General features: G+C 69.2%; 20 protein-coding genes. 7 read left to right on the top strand and 13 right to left on the bottom strand.

Translation table 11 applies throughout. From position 1 onward, the window contains the following. Positions 1-24 precede the first annotated feature (24 nt). From QN245_RS07420 to QN245_RS07430, 3 genes are all read left to right on the top strand, one after another. Positions 25-495, top strand: coding sequence for a GFA family protein (locus QN245_RS07420; RefSeq protein WP_317844962.1), 471 nt, complete (start codon positions 25-27; stop codon positions 493-495). Between the two features lie 316 nt (positions 496-811). Then, positions 812-1,558 carry a 23S rRNA (guanosine(2251)-2'-O)-methyltransferase RlmB gene (gene rlmB / locus QN245_RS07425; RefSeq protein ID WP_184447488.1) on the top strand — a complete coding sequence of 249 codons (747 nt, stop codon included), beginning with the start codon at positions 812-814 and terminating at the stop codon, positions 1,556-1,558. Between the two features lie 593 nt (positions 1,559-2,151). Then, the gene (locus QN245_RS07430; RefSeq protein ID WP_425612921.1) at positions 2,152-5,169 is read left to right on the top strand and encodes a ligand-binding sensor domain-containing diguanylate cyclase; all 3,018 of its coding nucleotides are present in this window, start codon (positions 2,152-2,154) and stop codon (positions 5,167-5,169) included. A 67-nt stretch (positions 5,170-5,236) separates the two neighbouring features. Here QN245_RS07430 and QN245_RS07435 read toward each other — a convergent pair whose 3' ends face one another. The 7 genes from QN245_RS07435 to QN245_RS07465 all read right to left on the bottom strand — a co-directional run bounded on the left by QN245_RS07435 (position 5,237) and on the right by QN245_RS07465 (position 10,526). Further along, complete coding sequence (locus QN245_RS07435) at positions 5,237-5,665, bottom strand: hypothetical protein (protein WP_317844963.1); 429 nt, start codon at positions 5,663-5,665, stop codon at positions 5,237-5,239. 158 nt (positions 5,666-5,823) lie between these two features. Then, positions 5,824-6,129, bottom strand: coding sequence for a low molecular weight protein tyrosine phosphatase family protein (locus QN245_RS07440; RefSeq protein ID WP_184447490.1), 306 nt, complete (start codon positions 6,127-6,129; stop codon positions 5,824-5,826). A 108-nt stretch (positions 6,130-6,237) separates the two neighbouring features. Next, positions 6,238-6,891: a ribonuclease T gene (gene rnt / locus QN245_RS07445; RefSeq protein ID WP_160965730.1), complete on the bottom strand. Its 654-nt coding sequence runs from the start codon at positions 6,889-6,891 to the stop codon at positions 6,238-6,240. Positions 6,892-6,932: 41 nt separating this feature from the next. After that, positions 6,933-7,679 (bottom strand): HvfC family RiPP maturation protein, encoded by a 747-nt coding sequence (locus QN245_RS07450; protein WP_184447491.1) that lies wholly within the window; start codon positions 7,677-7,679, stop codon positions 6,933-6,935. Continuing rightward, positions 7,676-8,521 (bottom strand): HvfB family MNIO-type RiPP peptide maturase, encoded by an 846-nt coding sequence (locus QN245_RS07455; RefSeq protein ID WP_160965734.1) that lies wholly within the window; start codon positions 8,519-8,521, stop codon positions 7,676-7,678. The genes QN245_RS07450 and QN245_RS07455 overlap by 4 nt, the downstream gene beginning before the upstream one ends. Beyond that, on the bottom strand, positions 8,508-8,903 hold the full coding sequence (locus QN245_RS07460; protein ID WP_160965736.1) for an HvfA family oxazolone/thioamide-modified RiPP metallophore: 396 nt from the start codon (positions 8,901-8,903) through the stop codon (positions 8,508-8,510). The genes QN245_RS07455 and QN245_RS07460 overlap by 14 nt, the downstream gene beginning before the upstream one ends. A gap of 153 nt (positions 8,904-9,056) precedes the next feature. Continuing rightward, positions 9,057-10,526, bottom strand: a complete 1,470-nt coding sequence (locus QN245_RS07465) for an efflux transporter outer membrane subunit (RefSeq protein WP_317844964.1) — start codon at positions 10,524-10,526, stop codon at positions 9,057-9,059. Between the two features lie 86 nt (positions 10,527-10,612). On the opposite strand from QN245_RS07465, the gene QN245_RS07470 reads away from it, so the two are divergent. The 4 genes from QN245_RS07470 (at position 10,613) to QN245_RS07485 (ending at position 16,327) form a co-directional block, all read left to right on the top strand. Then, positions 10,613-11,230, top strand: a complete 618-nt coding sequence (locus QN245_RS07470) for a TetR/AcrR family transcriptional regulator (protein WP_317844965.1) — start codon at positions 10,613-10,615, stop codon at positions 11,228-11,230. Between the two features lie 77 nt (positions 11,231-11,307). Further along, positions 11,308-12,417: an efflux RND transporter periplasmic adaptor subunit gene (locus QN245_RS07475; RefSeq protein ID WP_317844966.1), complete on the top strand. Its 1,110-nt coding sequence runs from the start codon at positions 11,308-11,310 to the stop codon at positions 12,415-12,417. Then, the gene (locus tag QN245_RS07480) at positions 12,414-15,485 is read left to right on the top strand and encodes an efflux RND transporter permease subunit (protein WP_317844967.1); all 3,072 of its coding nucleotides are present in this window, start codon (positions 12,414-12,416) and stop codon (positions 15,483-15,485) included. The genes QN245_RS07475 and QN245_RS07480 overlap by 4 nt, the downstream gene beginning before the upstream one ends. A 35-nt stretch (positions 15,486-15,520) precedes the next feature. Continuing rightward, on the top strand, positions 15,521-16,327 hold the full coding sequence (locus QN245_RS07485) for an oxidoreductase (protein ID WP_317844968.1): 807 nt from the start codon (positions 15,521-15,523) through the stop codon (positions 16,325-16,327). Between the two features lie 261 nt (positions 16,328-16,588). Here the strand turns inward: QN245_RS07485 and phoU are convergent, their stop codons facing one another. The 6 genes from phoU to pstS (QN245_RS07515) all read right to left on the bottom strand — a co-directional run bounded on the left by phoU (position 16,589) and on the right by pstS (QN245_RS07515) (position 22,751). Beyond that, positions 16,589-17,299: a phosphate signaling complex protein PhoU gene (gene phoU, locus QN245_RS07490; protein WP_160945842.1), complete on the bottom strand. Its 711-nt coding sequence runs from the start codon at positions 17,297-17,299 to the stop codon at positions 16,589-16,591. 130 nt (positions 17,300-17,429) lie between these two features. Then, positions 17,430-18,257 (bottom strand): phosphate ABC transporter ATP-binding protein PstB, encoded by an 828-nt coding sequence (pstB, locus tag QN245_RS07495; RefSeq protein WP_160965748.1) that lies wholly within the window; start codon positions 18,255-18,257, stop codon positions 17,430-17,432. A 19-nt stretch (positions 18,258-18,276) separates the two neighbouring features. After that, positions 18,277-19,143: a phosphate ABC transporter permease PstA gene (gene pstA / locus QN245_RS07500; protein WP_160965750.1), complete on the bottom strand. Its 867-nt coding sequence runs from the start codon at positions 19,141-19,143 to the stop codon at positions 18,277-18,279. A 1-nt stretch (position 19,144) separates the two neighbouring features. Beyond that, positions 19,145-20,119 carry a phosphate ABC transporter permease subunit PstC gene (gene pstC, locus QN245_RS07505; RefSeq protein WP_167087804.1) on the bottom strand — a complete coding sequence of 325 codons (975 nt, stop codon included), beginning with the start codon at positions 20,117-20,119 and terminating at the stop codon, positions 19,145-19,147. 238 nt (positions 20,120-20,357) lie between these two features. Then, positions 20,358-21,455: a phosphate ABC transporter substrate-binding protein PstS gene (gene pstS, locus QN245_RS07510; protein WP_184447499.1), complete on the bottom strand. Its 1,098-nt coding sequence runs from the start codon at positions 21,453-21,455 to the stop codon at positions 20,358-20,360. 282 nt (positions 21,456-21,737) lie between these two features. Beyond that, positions 21,738-22,751 (bottom strand): phosphate ABC transporter substrate-binding protein PstS, encoded by a 1,014-nt coding sequence (pstS, locus tag QN245_RS07515; RefSeq protein ID WP_184447500.1) that lies wholly within the window; start codon positions 22,749-22,751, stop codon positions 21,738-21,740. Between the last annotated feature and the right edge of the window lie 177 nt (positions 22,752-22,928).

Consider the following 22,928-nt stretch of genomic DNA (forward strand, 5'->3'; position numbering starts at 1 on the left):
CCCGCGTGCACGGGAGGAGCGGCGATGGAGCAGGAGCAGTACAGCGGCGGGTGCCAGTGCGGCGCGGTACGTTTCCGCGTCCGTGGACAGCTGCACGACGCCTCGATCTGCCACTGCAGGATGTGCCAGAAGGCGTTCGGTGCCTACTACGCGCCGCTGGTCTCCACCCGCGGTGCGGAACTGATCTGGACCCGCGGCGCGCCAAAGCGTTTCGCTTCGTCGAACCTGGTGCAGCGCGGCTTCTGCGCCGATTGCGGCACGCCGCTCACCTACGAAGCGCCGGATGGCACCGCGGTGGCCGCAGGTGCCTTCGATCGGCCGGAGGCCCTGCCGCCGACCATCCAGTTCGGCATCGAAGCGAAGCTGCCGTTCGTGGACGCGCTGCATCGACTGCCGGCGACCCGCACCGAGGGCGATCTGGCGGCCGCGCCGTTCCTGGCCGATGTCGTGTCGCGCCAGCATCCGGACCACGACACCGAGCGCTGGCCGGGCTGAGCCGCTATCGGCGGCGCTGGTGATCCTGCGTTCTAGAACCATCGATCGCGAAAGACGGGAGGGCAGGAGGTTCAGGCCGCCTGCAGTCGGGACTGAAGTCCCTCCCACAAGGCTGCGCCGCGTCCGGCGCTGCGTCGGTAGTCTTGCCGCCGCGATATGCATGCCTGCGGCATTGCGGCATTGCGGGAAGCGGGACATCGCTGGCAAGCCGCTTCTGCCAATCCCCAATCCCCAATCCCCAATCCCGGCCCCCAGGTGTGACGCCAGCGGCCACAACCCCTACCATGCCCGCTTTCCTTTCGCGTAGTCCCGCCTCATGAGCAAGCAGAACCAGTGGATCGTCGGCGTCAACGCCGTGGCCTCGTCGATCGAGAACGACGCGGACAACGTGCGCGAGGTGCTGGTGGAGGCGGGCAGCAAGAACCCGCGCCTGCAGGAGATCGAGGAGAACGCGCGGCGCAAGGGCATCGACGTGCGGCGGGTGAACACCCAGGCGCTGGACGGCGTCGGCGGCTCGGTGCGGCACCAGGGCGTGGCCGCGCGCTACGCCGCGGCGCGCACCTGGGCCGAGAGCGAACTGGAAGGCCTGGTCAGCGCCGCCGAGGGCCGCGCACTGCTGCTGGTGCTGGACGGCGTACAGGACCCGCACAACCTCGGCGCCTGCCTGCGCAGCGCCGCGGCGGCCGGGGTGACCGCGGTGGTGATTCCCAAGGACAAGTCGGCGCCGGTCAACGCCACCGTGCGCAAGACCTCGGCCGGCGCCGCCGACCGCCTGCCGATCGTGGCGGTGACCAACCTGGCGCGCTGCCTGCGCGAGCTGCAGAAGCAGGGCGTGTGGATCTACGGCCTGGCCGGCGAGGCCGAGACCTCGCTGTACGCGCAGGACCTGCGTGGCAATGTGGCACTGGTGTTGGGTGGCGAGTCCGATGGCCTGCGCCGGCTGACCCGCGAGCACTGCGACGGCCTGGTGCGCATCCCGATGCCGGGCGAGATCGAGAGCCTCAACGTCTCGGTCGCCGCGGGCGTGACCCTGTTCGAGGCGGTCCGTCAGCGCATGGGCTGAGCGCGGCGCCGCCGCGGCCAGCCTACGACGCCACTGGCGCTCCCTCATCGGGAGCAAAGCCCCTCTCCCGCCGGGAGAGGGGTTGGAGTGAGGGTACGGGGCGAAGCCCTCGTGTATCAGGCCGACGCAAGGCTTCGCCCGTACCCTCATCCGCCCCCTGCGGGGGCACCTTCTCCCGGCGGGAGAAGGGAGCGCGGGGCGCCAGGAGCCCGAAGCCCCTCTCCCGCCGGGAGAGGGGTTGGGGTGAGGGTACGGGGCGAAGCCCTCGCGTATCAGGCCGACGCAAGGCTTCGCCCGTACCCTCATCCGCCCCTTCGGGGCACCTTCTCCCGGTGGGAGAAGGGGGCGCGCGATCGAGCCTCGTCGGCGCTACCCTCGCGCAAGCCACCGGCTTAACCGCCACGCAATCTTCACGCGTCCTTTTTCCTGTGTCTGCTACCGCCTCCACCCGCAGCGCCGCTTTTTTGCCTACCATGGGCGCTCGTCCCGTGTTCCGCTCCGGTAATGAGTCTGTGTCGCCCCCGTCCTTTTGACTCTGGCACCCCGCGCCAGGGTCCTGTCGCGCCCCGCCTGCGTCGGATCGGGTCGGCACAATGAACGTTGCCAGGGGGAGGGGGAACGCGGCGCTCGCACGCGACCGCGGGTGCGTTTGGGCGCGCGCATGGTCGGTGCTGCTGGTCCTGCTGCTGGCGCTGGGCGTGGCCTGGCGCGCCGTCGCCGCCGACGGCGCGGCGAATGGGGTGCCGCCGCTACGCGACTACGCGATCGATTCCTGGACTTCGCGCAACGGCTTGCCGCACAACTCCCTGCGCGATCTGGCGCAGACCCCGGACGGCCGCCTGTGGTTCGCCACCTGGGAAGGGCTGGTGCGCTACAACGGCCTGGACTTCACCGTCATCGACCGCAGTACCCGCCCGGGCCTGCCCGACAACGGCGTGGGCTCGCTGTATGTGGACCGTGCCGGCGCGCTGTGGCTCAGCGATTCGCGCGGCAATCTCGGCCGCCACGATGCGGCCGGCCACTGGCGCTTCTGGCGGCAGCCGCCGGGCTGGCCGCATGCGCTGATCCACGCCATGACCCAGGACCGCGATGGCCGCATGTGGCTGCTGTTCGAGGGTAACGGTCTGGGCTGCCTGTGGCCGGACGGTCGCTTCGATTACCAACCGGCGCCGCGCGATCTGCCGTTGGCGGCGAGCTTTCCGCAGCTTGCCGCCGACGATCAGGGGCGGCTCTGGATCGGCAGTCTCGACGGCCTGCTGTACCGCGACCCGCAGGGCGTGCTGCGGCGCGCGCCGGCCGCCTTCGGTCTGCCGCCGGGGCTGGCCTGGCCGTATCGCGCGCCGGACGGCTCGCTGTGGCTGGTGGCCGGCGAGAACCTGTACCGGCTGCAGGGCGAGCGCGCGGTGCTGGTGCAGCACCTGCCGGGCTATGGGCATTTCACCTCGATGCTGCGCGACCGCGACGGCGCGATCTGGCTGGGCACCGAGAACCAGGGGTTGCTGCGGATCAGCGCGCATGGCATCGAGCGCATGCTGCCGGGCGACGTGCTGCCCAACGGGCGCATCGTCAGCCTGCTGCAGGATGCCGAGGGCAGCATCTGGATCGGCGCCAACGGCGGCCTGTTCCGCCTGCGCGAGACGCTGTTCGCCGGCTACACGCGCCGCGACGGGCTCAGCGGCGACTACGTGCGCGCGTTGCTGGAGACCCCGGATGGCGCGCTATGGATCGGCAGTGCCGCCGGCCTGGACCGGATGGCGCCGGACGGACGGATCGCCCCGGTCGCGCTGCGCGACGCGCCATCGGTGCTGAGCCTGGCGCGCGGCCTCGACGGCGACCTGTGGATGGGCACCTATGCCGACGGCGTGTACCGCCTGCGCGACGGCCGCGTCGTGCGCCACTACGGAACGCGTGAGGGATTGCCCAACGGGCAGGTGCGTGCGCTCAGCATCGATGCGGCCGGCACGGTCTGGGTCGCCACGCGCAGCGGGGTGATGCGCATCGACGGCGACCGGCTGTCCGCGCCGGACGTGCCCGGCCTGCCGCACGGCCTGATCACGGCCCTGGCCAGCGTCGACGGGGCGCTGTGGATCGGCTCGGTCGAAGGCGTGTCGGTGCTGCGCGACGGCCGGGTGCGGCAGTTGGCGCTGGAGCCGCTGGGCGGCGCGCGCACCGTGTTCGGATTCCAGATGCTGGGCCGCGACATGTGGATCTCCACCGACCGCGGCCTGCACCGCGACCGCGACGGCCAGTTGGCGCGCGTCGGACTGGAGCAGGGCATGCCAGTGGATGCGGTGTTCCAACTGGTCCGCGATCGCCTCGGCAACGTCTGGATCAGCAGCAACCGCGGCGTGCTGCGCACCACGGTGGCGGCGTTGAACGCAGTCGCCGACGGCCGCCAGGCACGATTGCAGGTGAACCGCTACGACGAGATCGACGGCATGTCCAACGCCCAGGGCAACGGCAGTTCCGGGCCGTCGATGATCCTGCGCCACGACGGCACGGTGTGGCTGGTCACTGCCGGTGGCGTCAGCACGGTCGATCCGCGACGCCTTGCCCGCTTCCGCGATCGCGTGCCGCCGCCGGCGGCGATCGAGAGCGTGCTGCTGGATGGTCAGCCCTTTCCCTGGCAGAACAAGACGGAGCTGCCTGGTGCCAAGCGCATCAGCGTGTCCTATGTCGGCCTGAGCTATCTGCTGCCCGAGCGCATCCGCTACCGCACCCGGCTCGACGGCCTGGACAGCGGTTGGATCGACCGCGGCAACCAGCGCAGCGTGGAGTTCATCGGCCTGCCGCCGGGCGACTACACCCTGCATGTGGCCGCGGCGCACCCGGACGGCGCCTGGAGCACCCGCGAGGCCGTGTGGCATTTCAGCGTGGCGCCGCTGTGGTGGCAGCGGCACAGCGTGCAGGCGGCGGCCGTGGTGCTGCTGGTGCTGACGCTGGTGCTGCTGTACCGCTACATGATCGCGCGCTACAAGCGTCGCGCGCTGCGCCTGGAACGGCTGGTGGAGCGGCGCACCAGCGCGCTGCGGCTGCAGACCGAGCGCCTGCTGCAGGCCGATGCCGAGAAGAGCCAGTTGCTGGCGGAACTGCAGCGCCAGGCCACCGCCTTCGAGCGCCTGGCGCACGAGGATGCGCTGACCGGCCTGCCGAACCGGCGTCACTTCGACGAGGTGCTGGTGCACAGCATGCAGCGTGCGCAACGCAGCGGCGCGCCGCTGTGCCTGCTGGTGATGGACATCGACCGCTTCAAGCAGATCAACGACGGCTATTCGCATGCCACCGGCGATGCGGTGTTGCGCGAGGTCGGGCAGCTGCTGCTGAGCGCCTGCCGCGCCTCCGACCTGCCGGCGCGCCTGGGCGGCGAAGAGTTCGCGGTGCTGCTCGGCGACACGCCGCTGGCCGATGCCGAGCGCCTGGCCACGCGCCTGCGCGACCTGTTCCATGCGCGCCTGCAGTGGGCGCCCGAAGCGCCCGCGCTGCGCGTCACCTTCAGCGGTGGCCTGGTCGCGCTACGCCCGGACGAGACGCCGAGCCAGTGGCTGGAACGCGCCGATGGGGCCCTGTACCGCGCCAAGGGCATGGGGCGCGATCGGGTGTGCGTGGGCTGAGCACGCGTCCGGGCATGCGGCTGGGCGCTGTCGTTCTACTTTGTAGCGTGCATCGCAGGCGCGCGGTTCAGCCTGTGGCGTGGTGGTCCAGCATCTCCAGCGCCATCTGCGCTGCCTCGCGGGTGTCTGGCTGTTCCGACCGCAACGACAGGGCCAGCCCCTCGCGCAAGGTCGGATCCGCAAAGGCGGCGGCCAACTGCGTGACCCAGTAGCGGCTACCGTCAGGTAGCGCCGGATCGTCCAGCGCCTCCCGGATCGCGGCGATGGCGTCTGCGCGGTCGCAGGCGAGGAACACGTCCTCGACCAGCGGGTAGACGCCCCAGCCATCGCCGTGGCCGAAGGAGCGCAGGAACAGCGGCAACGCGGCGCGCTCGGGAGCGGTGAGAAACAGCCGTCTCGCCGCGTCGTAGGCGTCGATCAGCTGCTGGGTGAGCTGGTCGTCGTCGGGCATCGGTTGATGCGCGCGCAGGAAGGACAGGGCGTCGGTCGTTTTCACTGGGTGGATCGTTCGCGGGGCACGTCCGCCATGATGCGCCTTGTCTTGTGGAAGCACAGGGTCTTTGTACGCGCACGCATCGCTGATGCCGATGCGCGGACGCGCTGGATGCCGGCGAGCGAGCGCAGGATCAGCGCGCAGGCAGGTGGCGCGATACCTTACGCGGTCAGCAGCTGCACCAGCGCCGGATCCATGTGGGCGAAGTCGTCGGGGATGTCCAGGCAGACGATGCGTGCGCGGCCGAGGTGGCGCTTGAACCGGCGCGACAGTTTGGCGCGGTGCGGCGGTTCCATGACGAAGACGATGTTCGCCCACTCCAGCAATTCCGGGGTGACCGGGGTGTCCGCGTCGTGGTCGACGCCGGCCGAGGCGGTCTCCACGCCGGGCCAGGTGGCGAACACCTGTTCCGCGGTGGGGCTGCGCAGCCGATTGCGGCTGCAGACGAATAGCACGTTGCGGGTCATGCGGCGCACTGCCGGCGTGCGTGCGGCGTTATCACCAGCCGTTCGGGCGCAATGTCGCCGGGCCAACACGACGGCGTCGCGCGTGTGCCGTGCAAGGCGCGCCGCGGCTCATGGCGCTGCGGCGACCGGCGGGGCCGGCCAGGCATTGGCGATCTTGCAGAACAGGCGCGCGGTCTGCTCGGTGTCGTAGACCGCGCTGTGCGCGTCGGCGGCGTTCCAGTCGAAACCGGCGGCCTGCACCGCGCGCGCCAGCACGGTCTGGCCGTAGGCGATTCCGGCCAGGGTGACGGTGTCGAACACGCTGAAAGGGTGGAACGGATTGCGCTTGTGGCCGCAGCGGGCGACCGTGGCATTGAGGAAGTTGAGGTCGAAATGGGCGTTGTGGCCGACCAGGATGGCGCGCTGGCAACCGTACTTCTTCACTGCCGCGCGCACCGGCGCGAACACGTGGTCCAGCGCCTCGCGTTCGGGCTTGGCGAAGCGGAACGGATGGTCCAGGACGATGCCGGTGACCTCCAGCGACTTGGGATCGATCAGGGTGCCGGGCGCCGGCACCACGTGCGCGCTGGCGGTGACGCCGGGATACAGCTGGCCGAAATCGTCCATCTCGATCGGCACCACCGCGATCTCCAGCAGCGCGTGCTTGTTCCAGTCAAAACCGCCGGTTTCCACGTCCACCACCACCGGCAGATAGCCGCGGAAACGCCGCGACATCGGGGTGATGACCAGGGGTTGCGAGGGGCTGTCGACCGAATCGTTCATCCGCCAAGGTTAGCAGAGCGCGGCCGCCGGCCGCCGCGGCGTCATCCCGGCAGGCGCGTGCCGAGCACGCTGCCCTGCGCGCGCAGCCGTTCCAGCAGCGCCGCACCCTCGTGCAGCAGGGCATCTGGTGCCAGGCCGTGGGTGGTGGCCAGGTCGAGCAGCAGCGCTCGTCCGCTGCGCGTGCCGGGCTGCAGCGCCGCCAGCACGGCGTAGGCCAGCGGCGCCAGTTCGGCGAAGCGCACCTGCCCGTCGGCCTCGCGCCGCGCCAGCAGGCAGGTCGGCTGCGCCGGCGCCGCGTCCGGCTGCCAGGCCGGGCCGATGCGCTGCACCGGCCAGCGGTAGCGCAGCAGGCGCAGCCAGGGCGACAGCAGCGGGATGCCGTCGAGCAGGTCGCCGTGCGGATCGTGCGGCGGCAGCGCGGCATCGTCGATCTGCACCTGCAGTTCCACGGTTTCGTAGTGCGCCAGTTCGGCCAGCCACGGACGCTGCGGATCGGGCGCGCGCTGCTCCAGGAACGCCACCAGTTCGCCGCCCAGGCGCGGGAACAGCGGCGTGCGGGCGCGGTGCTCGGCGCAGAACGCGCGTAGCAGTGCCGTCCAGTCGGTGTCGCCGAGGGTGGCGCGCAGCACCGGGAACTGGCCGCCCAGCAAGTGCGCCAGGTTGTCGAAGAACAGGGCGCGGTACACCGCCAGGCGCTGCGGTGGGATGTCGGCCGGCGGCGGGTATCGCTGCGGATCGCGCAAATGCCGGGTCAGGGCGAACTGCTGCGCGTGCAGGGTCTCGCTCATGCGCTGGGCGCCTGCGCCTGCGCGCTGCGGATGCGCTGCACTTCGTCCAGCAGTTCTCCCAGCGGCGGGAACTGGCCGTCGCGCTCGAGCACGGTCGGACGCACGCCGTGCAGGCGATAGGCGGCGGCGAGCAGGGTCCACACCGGATCGGTCACCGGCGCGGCGTGGGTATCGATCTTCAGGCCGCTGGCGGCGTCGTCGCGGTGACCGGCGACGTGGTACGAGGCGATGCGTGCGCTGGGCATGGCGGCGAGAAAGGCCAGCGCGTCGTCGCCGTGGTTGCTGGCGTTGACGTGCACGTTGTTGACGTCCAGCAGCAGGTCGCAGTCGGCCTCGTCCAGCACCGCGGCCACGAAGGCGGCTTCGCTCATCGCCTGGCCGGGCGCGGCGTAGTAGGAGACGTTCTCCACCGCGATGCGCCGGCCAAGCGCGTCCTGCACCTGGGCGATGCGTGCGCCGACATGGCGCACCGCTTCGTCGGTGAACGGCAGCGGCAGCAGTTCGTAGAGTTGGCCGTCGTCGGCGCTGTAGCTGAGGTGTTCGCTGTACAACGCGACCCGGTGCCGGTCGAGGAAGTGCCGGGTCTGCAGCAGCAGGGTGGTGTCCAGCGCGGCCACGCCACCGAGCGACAGCGACAGGCCGTGGCAGCTGAGCGGATGCCGCGCGCTCAGCGTCTGCAGCAGTTCCCCGGGACGGCCGCCGACGCCGATCCAGTTGTCCGGCGCGCATTCGAGGAAATCGAACGCATCGGTTGGTGCTTGCAGCAGTTCCGGCAGCAAGCCGCGACGCAGCCCGAGGCCGGCGCTGGCCGCAGCAAGGGGGCTCGGTTCAGAGGCTGCCACCGCATTTGCCCTCGCCGCACTTGCCTTCGGCCATGGCCTTGTCGTCGTGCTTGGCCTGGGGCGTGGCGGCGCCAGCGGCCGCCTCGGGCTTGGCCGGCGTCGCCGCCGGGGCGTGCGCGCCGCAACTGCCGTCGCCGGCCTTGGCGCCGCAGCCGCCTTCGCTGGCCTTGGCCGGATCGGCGGCCTGCCTGGCCTGCGCCGGTGGCGCGGGCGTTGCCGGCGCGGTCGCCTCGGTGCTTTGCGGCGGGGTGACGGCAGCCTGCGCGCCGAGCGCATAGCCCTGGGCGAGATCGGTCATGGCCAGGGCGGAGGCGGACAGGCCGATGCCGCCGAGCAGGACCGCACCGGCGAGGGCAGGGGACGGGCGGGGCGATCTGGACATGGGCAGGCTCCTGGCGATGGGATGACACCAGCCGCGGCGGCCGGCGCTGGGCCAAGCCTACCCGCTGCGGCTCGCCCGCGGCAAAGCGCATTGCACATGCGGTCGCTGCGCCGCGCACGCTGTCCGTGCTGGCGCGCGCGGCGCAGTCGCGCCTCAGCGTGCTGCAGTCGCTGCAGGTGGGACGGAGGGCACGGGCTGCCAGCCGCCTCCCAGTGCCCTGAACGCCGCCACGGCGGCATGCGCCGCGTCGGCCTGCGCTTGGGCTCTCGCGTCCGATGCCTGCAGCAGCGTCGCGTCGGCCTGCAGCACCTCGATCAGGCTCGCGGTCCCGTGCTGATACGCCGCGAACGAGGATTGCCTGGCACGGGACAGCGCAGCTTCGCCTTGCGTCAACCTCGCGCTCTGTTCGCCGCGGTTGAGCACGGCAGACAAGGCGTTCTCGACGTCCTCGGTCGCGCGCAAAACGGCCTGGCGGTAGGCGGCCAGCGCTTCCGCATCCTGCCCCTTGGCGAGCGCGATCTGCGCGTTGATGCGGCCGAAGTCGAACAGCCGCCAGCGCAGGCCCAACACGGCCGACGCCTGGTTCGCGCCGCCGTCGAACAGATGGCCGGCGGAAATCGCCGTGGCGCTTCCCAGCAGGCCGCTGAGCGAAAACGTGGGGTAGTACGCCGCGATCGCCGCACCGATGCGCGCATTGCTCGCCGCGAGCCGGCGTTCGGCCACGATCAGGTCCGGGCGTCGCTGCAGCAGATCGGCGGGCGAGCCCATGTCGGCGATCCGTGGCGGCGAGGGAATCGGCGCGAGCGCGCTGAGTTCGCCGCGATGCGTTCCCGGCGGAACGGCCAGCATCACATCCAGTGCGTTCATGGCGGCTTCGAGGCCGGTCTGCAGCGCGGGAACGGTCGCTTGCACGCCTGCCAGCGCGCCTTCCGCTTGCCGGAGCTGGTAATCGGCGGCCAGTCCCTTGTCGTACAGGCGCTGCACTTTCGCCACCAGGTCGCGCTGGATCTGTACCTGTCGCTCGGCGATCGCCAGGCGGGTCTGCAAGCCACGGATGGCGATGTAGAGGTCCGCGGTCTGCGCCGCCACGGCCAGCCGCGTTGCCGCGGCACCGGCATGCGTGGCCTGGTAATCGGCCAGCGCCGCCTCGCGGCCGCGGCGCAGGCCGCCGAACAGGTCGATCTCCCAGCTTGCGCCAAGGTTGGCCTCCTCCGCATTGCCCCAGCGATCGAAACCCGGCGTGGCCGCAAGGACCTGACCGAGTGGGGTCTGGACCGATTGATAGGCACGCGCGGCCGAGCCGCTGATCTGCGCCGACGGCAGCAACGTCGCCGTGGTGGCACCCAGCGCGGCGCGTGCCTGGGCAACACGGGCCGCGGCCTGGGCCATGTCGAGGTTCTGGTCGATCGCCAGCCCGACGAAGTGGGTCAGCAAGGGATCGTCGAAGCCCTGCCACCACGTCGCCAGATCGGCAGCCGGCGCGCCATCGCCGCGGTCCGTTGCCGCCTTGCCCAGGTAGCGAGCAGGCATCGGCGCATCGGGTCGGTGATAGTCCGGGCCGACAGCGCAACCTGCCAGCACGCTGGCGCAGAGGAGCGGGGCGAGAGAGCGGCGGGGCAGCATGCGGGGCCTTGGGCTTGGTAGGGCGTGACCATATTATGAAACGGTCACTCGTTGTCAAGCTGGAGCGGCTTACGTAAGCTTCGAAAATGAGCAAAGCACATACGTCTGCGCCGCAACTGCGGGGACCTTCGGACCATGACGTCCGCGATCAGATCGTCGAGGCGGCGACCGACTATTTCGGCCGTTACGGTTACGGCAAGACCACCGTGTCCGAGCTGGCCAAGGCGATCGGGTTTTCCAAGGCCTACATCTACAAGTTCTTCGATTCCAAGCAGGCGATCGGCGAGGTCATCTGCTCCAATCGTCTGAGCGCGATCATGGTGGCGGTCGACGCCGCCGTCGCCGATGTTCCCGCGGCGGCGGAGCGTCTGCGCCGGATGTTCAAGGCGCTGGCGGAAGCCGGCAGCCACCTGTTCTTCCAGGAGCGCAAGCTCTACGACCTCGCCGCCACCTCCGCCAGCGAGTCGTGGCCGGCGGTCGGCGCCTACGAGGCCCATCTGAAGGCGCTGGTGCTGCAGATCGTGCGCGATGGCCGCGACGCGGGGGAATTCGAACGCAAGACCCCGCTGGACGAGGCCGTCAACGCCATCTATCTGGTCATGCGCCCATACGTCAATCCGCTGTTGCTGCAGCACAACCTGGACAACGTCGCGGATGCGACGACGCAGTTGTCCAGCCTGATCCTGCGGAGCCTGGCGCCTTAGTGAGCCTCTATGACTATTGACTAATTTGGTCACAAGTAAAAGAATGGGGGCGCCAGTTCTTCCTCAGAAGGGTTCCCATGCGTCGGCGCCGGTTCGCTTTACCTGTCGTCTGTCTGTTCCCGCTTGTCCTGACCGCATGCGGTAACGATCACTCCGCCGATCCGCGCACCGAGGCGCCGCATGTCCGGGTCGCGGTGGTGCGCGCGGCCGCGGCGTCCTCGCAGTCGTTCTCCGGCGTGGTGGCGGCGCGAATCCAGAGCGACCTGGGGTTCCGCGTGCCCGGCAAGGTGCTGGAACGCCTGGTCGATACCGGACAGAACGTCAGGCGTGGGCAGCCGCTGATGCGCATGGATCCGGTCGATCTCGGCCTGCAGGCACGTGCACAGCAGGAGGCGGTGGCGGCAGCGAAAGCGCGCGCCGGGCAGACGGCCGAGGACGAGGCGCGTTATCGCGACCTGGTCGCCGAGGGCGCCGTTTCCGCCTCCGCCTACGCGCAGATCAAGGCCGCCGCCGACGCGGCACAGGCGCAGCTGAAGGCCGCCGAGGCGCAGGCCGACGTCGCCAGGAACGCGTCCGCTTACGCGCTGCTGCTGGCCGATGCGGATGGCGTGGTGGTCGAGACGCTCGCCGAGCCCGGCCAGGTGGTCAGTGCCGGGCAACCGGTCGTGCGTCTGGCGCGGGCGGGCCAGCGCGAAGCCCTCGTGCATCTGCCCGAGACGTTGCGGCCGACCCTCGGGTCGATCGCGCAGGCGACCCTGTACGGCGGCGACCGGCAGGCGGCAGTACCGGCGACCCTGCGCCAGCTGTCGGATGCATCGGATCCAGCGACGCGGACGTACGAAGCCCGCTACGTGCTCGGCGGAGCGCTCGCCCAGGCGCCGCTCGGGGCCACGGTCACCGTGCACCTCGCCGGCCGCGACGATGCCTCGCAGGCCCTGCAGGTGCCGATCGGCGCGTTGTTCGACGCCGGCAAGGGGCCGGGTGTCTGGGCGATCGAGGGCACGCCGGCAAGGACGGCCTGGCGACCCGTGCAGGTCCTCGGCGTGGCGGACGACACCGTGCAGGTGGCGGGCAAGCTCAGGGCCGGCGATCGGGTGGTGGCGCTGGGCGCGCATCTCCTGCATGCCAGCGAGATCGTCAGGCCGATCGAGCAGGCCACGGCGGTCGCGGTCGGAGCGCGTCCATGAGCGAGGGGCGTTTCAACCTTTCCGCGCTCGCGGTCCGCGAGCGCTCGATCACCCTGTTCCTGATCTTCCTGATTTCCGTGGCGGGGATCGTCGCGTTTCTCCATCTCGGGCGCGCGGAAGACCCGCCGTTCACGATCAAGCAGATGACGGTCGTCACCGCCTGGCCGGGCGCGACCGCGCAGGAGATGCAGGACCAGGTCGCCGAGCCGCTGGAAAAGCGCCTGCAGGAACTGCGCTGGTACGACCGGGCGGAAACCTATACGCGTCCGGGATTGGCGGTCACGATGCTGTCGCTGCTCGACAGAACGCCGCCGTCGCAAGTCCAGGAGCAGTTCTACCAGGCGCGCAAGAAGCTGGGGGACGAGGCCGGGAAGTTGCCGGCCGGGGTCATCGGGCCGATGCTCAACGACGAGTATGCGGACGTGACCTTCGCGTTGTTCGCGCTCAAGGCCAAGGGCGAACCGCAGCGCCTGCTGGTGCGCGATGCCGAGGCGCTGCGCCAGCAGTTGCTGCACGTGCCCGGGGTGAAGAAGGTCAACATCATCGGCGAGCAGCCCGAGCGCATCTTCGTGTCGTTCTCGCACGACCGCCTGGCGACGCTGGGGGTCACGCCGCAGGAGATCTTCGCTGCGCTGAACGGCCAGAACGCGTTGACGCCGGCCGGTTCCATCGAGACCCAGGGGCCGCAGGTGGTGGTTCGCCTCGACGGTGCGCTCGACACGCTGGACAAGATCCGCCGCACGCCCATCGTGGCGCAGGGCCGCACATTGAAGCTGTCGGACGTGGCGACGGTCGAGCGTGGCTACGAAGATCCGGCCACTTTCCTGGTGCGCAACAACGGTGAGCCGGCGCTGTTGCTGGGCGTGGTGATGCGCGACGACTGGAACGGGCTCGATCTGGGCAAGGTGCTGGAAGCGGAGGTCGGCCGCATCAATGCGGCACTGCCGCTGGGCATGCGCCTGGACAAGGTGACCGATCAGGCGGTGAACATCCGCGCGGCGGTCGACGAGTTCATGGTCAAGTTCTTCGTCGCGCTGCTGGTGGTGATGGTGGTGTGCTTCCTCAGCATGGGTTGGCGCGTCGGCGTCGTGGTCGCGGCAGCGGTGCCGCTGACCCTGGCGGCGGTGTTCGTCATCATGGCGGCCACCGGCAAGAACTTCGACCGCATCACGCTCGGCTCGTTGATCCTGGCGCTGGGCCTGCTGGTCGACGATGCCATCATCGCCATCGAAATGATGGTGGTGAAGATGGAGGAGGGCTACAGCCGCATCAAGGCCTCCGCCTACGCCTGGAGCCACACGGCCGCGCCCATGCTGTCCGGCACGCTGGTCACCGCCATCGGCTTCATGCCCAACGGGTTCGCGCGCTCCACCGCGGGCGAATACACCGGCAACATGTTCTGGATCGTCGGCATCGCGCTGATCGTGTCCTGGGTGGTGGCGGTGGCATTCACTCCCTACCTCGGCGTGAAGCTGCTGCCGGAGATCCAGAAGATCGAGGGCGGGCATGCCGCCATCTACGACACCCCTCGCTACAACCGTTTCCGCCAGGTGCTCGGCCGCGTCATTGCCCGCAAGTGGCTGGTAGCCGGCGCGGTGCTTGGAACGTTCGTGCTGGCGGTGGTCGGCATGGGCCTGGTCAAGAAACAGTTCTTCCCGACCTCCGACCGGCCGGAAGTGCTGGTCGAAGTGCAGATGCCGTACGGCACATCCATCGCGCAGACCAGCGCCGCGACGGCGAAGGTCGAAGCGTGGCTGGCGCGACAGAAGGAAGCCAGGGTCGTGACGGCCTACATCGGCCAGGGCGCCCCGCGGTTCTTCCTGGCGATGGCGCCGGAACTGCCCGATCCCTCGTTCGCCAAGGTCGTGGCGCTGGCCGGCGACGACAAGGAACGGGAAGCCCTCAAGGTCAGGCTGCGCCGCGCCGTGGCCGACGGCTTGGTGCCCGAAGCGCGGGTGCGCGTCACCCAGATCGTGTTCGGCCCACCGTCGCCGTTTCCGGTGGCCTATCGGGTGATGGGACCCGACCCGGACACGCTGCGTGCGATCGCGCATCGCGTCGAAGGCGTGATGCGCGCCAGTCCGATGCTGCGCACGGTCAACACCGATTGGGGCACGCGCGTGCCGACCCTGCACTTCACGCTCGATCAGGAGCGCCTGCAGGCGATCGGCCTGACCTCCAATTCGGTCGCCGTGCAACTGCAGTTCCTGCTCAGCGGAGTGCCGTTGACGGAGGTGCGCGAGGATATCCGGTCGGTGCAGGTGGTCGGCCGTGCGGCGGGCGACATCCGCCTGGATCCTGCGAAGATCGGCGGCTTCACCCTGGTCGGTTCGGCAGGGCAACGCATCCCGCTGTCGCAGGTGGGCCAGGTCGAGGTGCGGATGGAGGATCCAATCCTGCGCCGCCGCGACCGCACCCCGGCCATCACCGTGCGTGGCGACATCGCCGACGGGCTGCAACCCCCGGACGTGTCCACCGCGGTCCTGAAACAGTTGCAGCCGATCGTCGCGGCGCTTCCGTCCGGGTATCGGGTCGAACAGGCCGGCTCCATCGAGGAATCGGCCAAGGCCACGACGGCGATGCTGCCGTTGTTCCCGATCATGATTGCGCTGACCCTGCTCATCATCATTCTGCAGGTGCGCTCGATCGCGGCCATGGTCATGGTGTTCGCCACCAGCCCGCTGGGCTTGATCGGCGTGGTGCCGACCTTGCTGCTGTTCCAGCAGCCGTTCGGCATCAACGCGCTGGTCGGGCTGATCGCGCTGTCGGGCATTCTGATGCGCAACACCTTGATCCTGATCGGGCAGATCCATCACAACGAACGCGACGGCTTGAGTCCGTTCGATGCCGTGGTCGAGGCCACCGTGCAGCGCGCGCGGCCGGTGATCCTGACGGCACTGGCGGCGGTGCTGGCCTTCATCCCGCTGACCCATTCCGTGTTCTGGGGGACGCTGGCCTACACCCTGATCGGCGGCACGCTGGCCGGCACGGTGCTGACGCTGGTGTTCCTGCCGGCCATGTACGCCATCTGGTTCAAGATCAAGCCAGCGCCTGTGCAACAGCGCTGACCGTCGCCCTCTATCGCCACAGGAAAGGAACTGCCATGTCGAATTCCACGGTCGTTGTCGTGACCGGCGTTTCATCGGGCATCGGGCGCGCCGCCGCCCTGGCCTTCGCCGAGCGGGGGTGCCGTGTGTTCGGCACCGTCCGCGATGTCGAAAAAGCACAGGCGTTGCCGGGCATTGCGTTGGTGGAAATGGATGTGCGCGACGACGCCTCCGTGCAACGGGCGATCGGCAACGTCGTCGCGCAAGCCGGCACGATCGACGTGCTGGTCAACAGTGCCGGCGTGACCTTGATCGGTGCGCTGGAGGAAACATCGGTGGTCGAGGCCCAGGCCGTGTTCGAGACCAACCTGTTCGGCCTGTTGCGCACGATCCAGGCGGTGCTGCCGCACATGCGCGAGCGGCGGTCCGGCCGGATCGTCAACGTCAGCTCGGTGCTGGGCTTTCTGCCCGCGCCCTACATGGCGGTCTATGCGGCCTCCAAGCATGCGGTGGAGGGGTTGTCCGAAACCCTGGATCACGAAGTTCGCCGCTTCGGCGTCCGTGTGTCCTTGGTCGAGCCGTCCTTCACCAGGACCAACCTGGAGCTCAACAGCCCCCAGGCCGTGGCCAGCATCCCGGCCTACGGCGAGGAACGTGCGACGGTGTCGAAGGCCATCCGGCAAAAGGTGCAGGACGCGCCGGCGCCGGACGGCGTCGTCGACGCGATTCTCGACGCCGCCCTGGGCACATGGAAGATGCGCCACACGCCCCGCGGCGAGGCTGCGCTTCTGGCCAAGCTGCGCCGCTTCCTGCCCGCAGGTCCGCTCGGGAAAGGGCTCAGGCGGACCTTCGGGCTGCGCTGACGCGTCCATCGCGCCTGCAGCAGGCGGCGCGGCTGGCGCAAACGCGGGCCGGCGGCAGACGGCCGCCATTCGCGATGCCGTCGATCGCTGTCACGTCCAGAGGCGAGCCGCCCGCGTGCGTAGCGGCAGGACGGAGGCGCCATGCGCCACGGCCGTGCCATGGCCTCATGCCATGCTGCAATGAAAAAGCTCCGCGACGCGCACGGAGCCGGGGAAAGGCGAGGGCGGCGACCGGCGTGCGGCCGGTCCGCCCGCGACGCTTCAGATGCCGCTGGTGGAACTGGTTTCGTCGCGCTTGTCGCGCGGCGGCAGCGGCTGGTCGCCGTGCACCAGGAACCACACGTTCTCGGCGATGTTGGTGGCGTGGTCGCCGATCCGCTCCAGGTTCTTGGCCATGAACAGCAGGTGCGTGCACGGGGTGATATTGCGCGGATCTTCCATCATGTAGGTCAGCAGCTCGCGGAACAGCGCGGTGTACTGCGCATCGAGCTGCGCGTCGCCCTGGCGCACCAGCAGCGCGGCGTCGGCGTCGTTGTGCTGGTAGGCGGCCAGCGCCGCGCGCACCTGTTCGGCGGCGAGCTTGCCGAGCTGGCGCAGGCCTAGGGTCTGCGGCATCGGCGGCGACATGTTCAGCGCGATCGAGCGCTTGGCGACGTTGGCGGCGTAGTCGCCGATGCGTTCGACGTCGGCGGGAATGCGCAGGCCGGCCAGGATCTCGCGCAGGTCGCGCGCCATCGGCCCGCGCAGCGCCAGGCGCATCACGTCATGGCTGATGGAGTGCTCGAGCGCGTCGATCGCTTCGTCGTTGACGACGATGCGCAGCGCGGCGTTGTCGTCGCGGCGTTCGACCACGTCCAGCGCCGCTTCCAACTGCGCCACCGCGGTTTCGCCCATGCGCACGATCTCGGCGGCGAGGCGATGCTGTTCTTCGTCGTAGCTCTTCACGATGTGCTCGTTGGGCTGAGTGTTCATGTCGTAGGTCCAATAGGTGCGTTGGTGTCGCCGCGGCCATGCCTGGCGCTGCGGTGCTGGCGTCGCCGGACGCCCGCCCGGAGGGCGGCGGGCGCGGCCGCTGCGACGAGGCAGCGGCGGCCGCGGCGGCTCAGCCGAAACGGCCGGTGATGTAGTCTTCGGTCTGCTGCTTGTTCGGCTGCGAGAAGATGATCTCGGTGCGGTCGTGCTCGATCAGGTCGCCCAGGTACATGAAGGCGGTGTAGTCGGACACGCGCGCGGCCTGCTGCATGTTGTGGGTGACGATGACGATGGTGTAGTCGGTCTTCAGTTCTTCCACCAGCTGCTCGATGCGGCTGGTCGAGATCGGGTCCAGCGCCGAGGTCGGCTCGTCGAGCAGCAGCACGTCCGGACGCAGCGCCACCGCGCGGGCGATGCACAGGCGCTGCTGCTGGCCGCCGGACAGGCCCAGCGCGCTCTGCCCGAGCTTGTCCTTGACCTCGTCCCACAACGCACCCTGGCGCAGCGCGTGCTCGACGCGGTTGGCCATGTCCGCCTTGGACAGCTTCTCGTGGTGGCGGATGCCGTAGGCGACGTTCTCGAAGATGGTCATCGGGAACGGCACCGGCTTCTGGAACACCATGCCGACCTTGCTGCGCAGGCGGTTCATCGGGTACTTCGGCGACAGGATGTTCTCGCCGTCCAGCATCACTTCGCCGCGTGCCTCCAGCTTCGGGTACAGCGCATAGATGCGGTTGAAGATGCGCAGCAGGGTGGACTTGCCGCAGCCGGACGGGCCGATCAGCGCGGTGACGCGCTTCTCCGGCACTTCCAGGTTGATGCTCTTCAGCGCGTGGTACTTGTCGTAGTAGAAGTCCAGGCCGCGCGCGGCGATCTTGACCGGCGACGGCGCCAGTGCGGTGTGCCCGTGGGGCATGGCGATGCGATGCATCGGTGCGGCGTTGTGGTGATCGTTCATGGCCGGGTCCATAGGAGGCTCAATCGTTGGATGTCTTGTAGCGCCGCAGAATGCCGCGGGCGCCGAGGCTGACCAGCAGCACGAACACGGTCAGCACCAGGGCGCCCGACCAGGCCAATTGCTGCCAGGTGGGGTAGGGGCTGCCGGCGAAGGAGTTCATCACCACCGGGACGCTCGCCATCGGCTGCATGATGTTGTTGTTCCAGTACTGGTTGCCGAACGCGGTGAACAGCAGCGGCGCGGTCTCGCCGCTGATGCGCGCCAGCGCCAGCAGCACGCCGGTGACGATGCCGGCCGAAGCGCTGCGGTACAGCACCTGGATGGTCACCTTCCATTGCGGAATGCCCAAGGACAGGGCCGCTTCGCGCATCTGCGCCGGCACCAGACGCAGCATCTCGTCGGTGGTGCGCACCACCACCGGCAGCACGATGAAGGCCAGCGACAGCGCACCGGCCATGGCCGAGAAGCGCCCGCCGGTCTGCATCACGTACAGCGTATACACGAACAGGCCGAGCACGATAGACGGCGCCGAGAGCAGGATGTCGTTGACGAAGCGCACCACCTGGCCGGTCTTGCGCGCGTTGCCGTATTCGGCCAGCCAGGTGCCGGCGGCCACGCCCAGCGGGGTGCCGATCAGCAACGCCAGGCCGCACATCACCGCGCTGCCGAAGAACGCGTTGGCCAGGCCGCCTTCTTCGCCCGGCGGCGGGGTCATGCGGGTGAACAGGTCCACGTTGATGCCGGAGATGCCCTTGGCCAGCAGCGTCCACAGGATCCAGCCCAGGAACACCAGCCCGAACAGCGCGGTGAGGCAGGACAGCAGCAGCGCGAACACGTTGATCACGCGGCGGCGGTTGTACAGGCGGTGGGCGACGTCGGCGGCCATCTCAGTTGCCCTCCTTGCGCGACAGTTGCGCCAGCATCAGGCGGGCGATCGCCAGCACGATGAAGGTCACGATGAACAGCACGAAGCCCAGCAGCAGCAGCGCCGAGCGGTAGGTCTCGGTGGCTTCGCCGAAGTCGTTGGCGATCAGCGCGGCGATGGTGGTGCCCGGCTCCAGCAGCGAGGGCGACAGCCGCACCGTGTTGCCGACCACGAACGCCACCGCCATGGTCTCGCCGAGCGCGCGGCCCAGGCCCAGGAAGATGCCGCCGATCACCGCCGAGCGGGTGTAGGGCAGCACGATGTCCCAGCTCACTTCCCACTTGGTCGAGCCTAGCGCGTAGGCCGATTCCTTCAGCCGCGTCGGCACGGTCAGGAACACCTCGCGCATCACCGAGGAGATGAACGGGATCACCATGATCGCCAGCACGAAACCGGCGGTGAGCAGGCCGATGCCCAGCGGCGGCCCCTGGAACATCGGGCCGATCAGCGGCAGCGTGCCGAGGTGGTCGTTGAGCCACGGCGTGCCGTACTCGGTCATCACCGGGACCAGCACGAACAGGCCCCACATGCCGTAGATGATCGACGGGATGCCGGCCAGCAGTTCGATCGCGGTGCCGATCGGGCCGCGCAGCCAGCGTGGCGACACCTCGGTGAGGAAGAAGGCAATGCCGTAGCTCACCGGCACCGCGATCAGCATCGCGATCAGGGCGGTGACCAGGGTGCCGTAGATCGGCGCCAGCGCGCCGTATTTGTTCTCGACCGGATTCCATTCGCTGGAATAGAAGAAGCTCAGGCCCTGCATCTGCAGGGCGTGGCGGCCGCCCCACAGCATCGACAGCGCCGCGCTGGCCAGGGCGACGAGGACGAACACGACGGTGGCGGTGAGGATCCAGCGGAACAGACGGTCGGCACGGGCGTCGCGCAGGTCGCGTCCGCGGGGCGCAGTGATCGCTTCGGGAATGACGGTGGCGTTCATGGGCTCGGTATGTGTCGGAGCGCGCGGCGGCGAGATCCGATCGTGGCCGCGGCGGGGGTGGCCGCGCGCGGTGGGTGGTTGCGTCGCTCCCGCACAGGCGGGAACCCGAAAGTCCGAAGTACGTGATGCCGAGACGGCGACCGGCGCTGCACGATGCAGCGCCGGTGCCGGCGCGCGCGCGACGCCTCACGCGTCGGCGCGCGTGCTTCCACCGGCGAGGGCGGAAGCGCTGTCGCGCTTACTTGAACTCCTTGGCCCAGTACGCCTCGATCTGCTGCACCAGCTCCGGCGGCAGTGGCACGTAGTGCAGGGCGTCGGCCTGCGGCTGGCCCTTCTCGAAGGCCCACTTGAAGAACGCCAGGGTCGCCTTGCTGCGCGCCGGGTCCTTGGCCTGCTTGTGCATCAGCATGAAGTTGGTGGCGGTGATCGGCCACGCCTGCGCGCCCGCGGCGTTGGTGATGACCAGGTTGAAGTCCTTGGCGTTGGCCCAGTCGGCCGACGCGGCGGCCGCGGCGAAGCTCTCGGCATTGGGCTGCACCCAGTTGCCGGCGGCGTTCTGCATCGACGCGTACGGCATCTTGTTCTGCAGCGCGTAGGCCAGTTCGACGTAGCCGATCGAGCCCTTGATCTGCTGCACGTACGAGGCCACGCCTTCGTTGCCCTTGCCGCCGACGCCGCCCGGCCACTGCACCGAGGTGCCTTCGCCGACCTTGCCCTTCCACTCCGGGCTGACCTTGGACAGGTAGTTGGTGAAGTTGAAGCTGGTGCCCGAGCCGTCGGAGCGGTGCACCAGGTTGATCTTGGTGTCGGGCAGGGTCACGCCCGGGTTCAGCGCGGTGAGCGCCGGGTCGTTCCACTTGCTGATCTTGCCCAGGAAGATGTCGGCCAGCACCGGGCCGGTCAGCCGCAGCTTGCCCGCGTCCATGCCGTCCAGGTTGACCACCGGCACCACCCCCCCAATCGCCGAGGGGAACTGGCCAAGGCCGGCCGCGGCCAGTTCGGCGCTGTCCAGCGGCTTGTCGGAGGAGCCGAAATCGACCGTGCCGGCCTTGATCTGGGCGATGCCGCCGCCGGAGCCGATCGACTGGTAGTTGATCTTGTTGCCGGTGGCCGCGTTGTAGTCGGCCGACCACTTGGAGATCAGCGGGTAGATGAAGGAGGCACCGGCGCCGGAGATCTCCGCCGCGGTCTTGGCGCCGGCGGCCGGGGCGGCAGCGGGCGTCCCGCCTGCCGTATCGGCGGCACCCTGCTTGTCGCCGTTGCCGGGCTGGCAGGCGGTGACGGCGAAGGCCAGGGCGAGGGACAGGACGGCAATGCGCGCCGGCTGCAGTTTCATGAGGGTCACTCCGTAGCGAAGAGCACCGGGACATCCGGCGGATGCTCGCTATGAAATGATATTTTTGTTACAGCCAGATGACTTGCGGATTGGTTGCGGACGCCATCACGGGATGCGCCAGGCACGCCGTCCCGCAAGGCCGTGGCAGGGCGGGGGATGCGCGCCAATGGCTGGCGGTTGCGCGTCCGCGTTACCGGACAAAAAAAGACGCGGACCCTGCGGTCCGCGCCTTCGGGGTATCGCCGTGCCGGCGCGCGAGTGCCGGATGGGCGAGACGCCGGCTTACTTCATGTTCTGCGCCCAGTAGGCTTCGATCTGCTTGACCAGCGGCTCCGGCAGCGGCACGTAGTCCAGCGCCTTGGCCTGCGGCTGGCCCTGCTCGAACGACCACTTGAAGAAGTCCAGCGCGGCCTTCGACGACGCCGGCTTCTTGGCCTTCTTGTACATGATGGCCCAGGTGGTGGCGGTGATCGGCCACGCGTCCTGGCCCGGCGCGTTGGTCATGATCAGGTTGAAGTCCTTGGCCGACTTCCAGTCCGCGGTGGCGGCGGCAGCGGAGAAGGTCTTGTCGTCCGGCATCACGAAACGGCCGGCGGCGTTCTTCATGCCGGCGTAGTTGAGCTTGTTCTGCAGCGCGTAGGCGTACTCGACGTAGCCGATGCCGCCGCGGATCTGCTTGACGTAGGCGGCCACGCCTTCGTTGCCCTTGCCGCCGATGCCGGCCGGCCACTGCACGGCGGTGCCTTCACCGACCTTGCTCTTCCACTCCGGGCTGACCTTGGACAGGTAGTTGGTGAAGTTGAAGCTGGTGCCCGAACCGTCGGAGCGGTGCACGATGGTGATCTTCAGGTCGGGCAGGGCCAGGCCCGGGTTCAGCGCGGCGATCGCCGGGTCGTTCCACTTGCTGATCTTGCCGAGGAAGATGTTGGCCAGCACGGTGCCGTCGAGCTTCATCGCGCCCGGGGCCACGCCCGCCACGTTGAACACCGGCACGATGCCGCCGATCACGACCGGAAACTGGCCCAGGCCGAACTTTTCCAGCTCCGCGCCGCTCAGCGGCTTGTCGGAGGCGCCGAAATCGACCGTGGCCGCCTGGATCTGCGCGATGCCGCCGCCGGAGCCGATCGACTGGTAGTTGACGCGGTTGCCGCTTTTCTCGGCATAGGCAGCCGACCACTTCGACAGCACCGGGTAGACGAAGCTGGAGCCTGCGCCGGTGACATCGGTGGCTTGCGCCGCGAGCGAAAACGTAGCGACCGCGGCGGCTGCCAGCAGTCGGAGCTTGAGGGAACGCATCGGGAGAACTCCTGAAATAGGTGGTATCCGGCACCCCTGGCCGGCATCGGCTGCATTCCAAGACTTTTTCATGAACGTCTGAAGAAAATCAGATGTCATTCCGGTGACAGCCTTCCCGGCAAGGGGTGCCTTCGTTCAGACATGAGGTTGACTCAAAACCGTCATGTCTTTGACGGA

This window comes from Xanthomonas rydalmerensis (genome assembly GCF_033170385.1).
GTDB lineage: Bacteria > Pseudomonadota > Gammaproteobacteria > Xanthomonadales > Xanthomonadaceae > Xanthomonas_A > Xanthomonas_A rydalmerensis.

Excerpts from the sequence above, each read along its gene's own strand:
- QN245_RS07420 (WP_317844962.1), top strand. The coding sequence starts at position 25 with ATGGAGCAGGAGCAGTACAGCGGCGGGTGCCAGTGCGGCGCGGTACGT.
- rlmB (WP_184447488.1), top strand. The coding sequence starts at position 812 with ATGAGCAAGCAGAACCAGTGGATCGTCGGCGTCAACGCCGTGGCCTCG.
- QN245_RS07430 (WP_425612921.1), top strand. The coding sequence starts at position 2,152 with ATGAACGTTGCCAGGGGGAGGGGGAACGCGGCGCTCGCACGCGACCGC.
- QN245_RS07440 (WP_184447490.1), bottom strand. The coding sequence starts at position 6,129 with ATGACCCGCAACGTGCTATTCGTCTGCAGCCGCAATCGGCTGCGCAGC.
- rnt (WP_160965730.1), bottom strand. The coding sequence starts at position 6,891 with ATGAACGATTCGGTCGACAGCCCCTCGCAACCCCTGGTCATCACCCCG.
- QN245_RS07450 (WP_184447491.1), bottom strand. The coding sequence starts at position 7,679 with ATGAGCGAGACCCTGCACGCGCAGCAGTTCGCCCTGACCCGGCATTTG.
- QN245_RS07460 (WP_160965736.1), bottom strand. The coding sequence starts at position 8,903 with ATGTCCAGATCGCCCCGCCCGTCCCCTGCCCTCGCCGGTGCGGTCCTG.
- QN245_RS07465 (WP_317844964.1), bottom strand. The coding sequence starts at position 10,526 with ATGCTGCCCCGCCGCTCTCTCGCCCCGCTCCTCTGCGCCAGCGTGCTG.
- QN245_RS07470 (WP_317844965.1), top strand. The coding sequence starts at position 10,613 with ATGAGCAAAGCACATACGTCTGCGCCGCAACTGCGGGGACCTTCGGAC.
- QN245_RS07475 (WP_317844966.1), top strand. The coding sequence starts at position 11,308 with ATGCGTCGGCGCCGGTTCGCTTTACCTGTCGTCTGTCTGTTCCCGCTT.
- QN245_RS07480 (WP_317844967.1), top strand. The coding sequence starts at position 12,414 with ATGAGCGAGGGGCGTTTCAACCTTTCCGCGCTCGCGGTCCGCGAGCGC.
- QN245_RS07485 (WP_317844968.1), top strand. The coding sequence starts at position 15,521 with ATGTCGAATTCCACGGTCGTTGTCGTGACCGGCGTTTCATCGGGCATC.
- phoU (WP_160945842.1), bottom strand. The coding sequence starts at position 17,299 with ATGAACACTCAGCCCAACGAGCACATCGTGAAGAGCTACGACGAAGAA.
- pstB (WP_160965748.1), bottom strand. The coding sequence starts at position 18,257 with ATGAACGATCACCACAACGCCGCACCGATGCATCGCATCGCCATGCCC.
- pstA (WP_160965750.1), bottom strand. The coding sequence starts at position 19,143 with ATGGCCGCCGACGTCGCCCACCGCCTGTACAACCGCCGCCGCGTGATC.
- pstC (WP_167087804.1), bottom strand. The coding sequence starts at position 20,119 with ATGAACGCCACCGTCATTCCCGAAGCGATCACTGCGCCCCGCGGACGC.
- pstS (WP_184447499.1), bottom strand. The coding sequence starts at position 21,455 with ATGAAACTGCAGCCGGCGCGCATTGCCGTCCTGTCCCTCGCCCTGGCC.
- pstS (WP_184447500.1), bottom strand. The coding sequence starts at position 22,751 with ATGCGTTCCCTCAAGCTCCGACTGCTGGCAGCCGCCGCGGTCGCTACG.